1 protein-coding gene is annotated in these 571 nt (G+C 57.5%); it reads right to left on the reverse strand.

Annotated features, from left to right (window positions below; translation table 11 throughout):
• Positions 1-240: 240 nt before the first annotated feature.
• The coding region (locus AC1D1X_RS25300; RefSeq protein WP_477699637.1) for an NADPH-dependent FMN reductase at positions 241-571 on the reverse strand (331 nt) is incomplete at its 5' end.

Genomic DNA, 571 nt, shown 5'->3' on the forward strand with positions numbered 1-571 from the left:
CGGCTGGACCGAGCACCGCAGGCTGCCCGTAGCGAAGCGAAGGGACGCAGACAGCAGGGTCGCCTTTTGGTATTCGCGTAACTTCGCTTCGCGAAGTGAGCGAATCCCCACTACGTGACCTTTGCTTACTTTCTTTTGGYGAAGCAAAAGAAAGTGAGTTGCATGCCGGGCAACCCCCGGCCAACCACTCTCAGCAAAAAGCGTAGCCGCCGAACAAGAGCAGCAACGGGAAACGCAAGCTCAGGCGTGCTTCTTAACCCACCCCACATAAGCATCCACCCACCCCTGCAAAAACTTGCGGCTGCCTTCACTGATGCTGCCATCAGCGTCGTACAAACCGTCCTTGTTGTGGACAAAAGCCTCAGGCTGCCCCAGCGTAGGCACATTCAGGTAAGCCAGGGTATTGCGCAGATGCTGCTGGGCAAGCGCAGTACCAATCGCACCAACCGATGCCCCGATCACCCCGGCAGGCTTGCCATCCCAGGCGCTCTGGCCATAAGGGCGTGAGGCATGGTCAATGGCATTTTTCAGCACACCTGGAATCGAGCGGTTGTATTCAGGCGTGACAAAC

The organism is Polaromonas sp. P1_G4 (assembly GCF_056405475.1).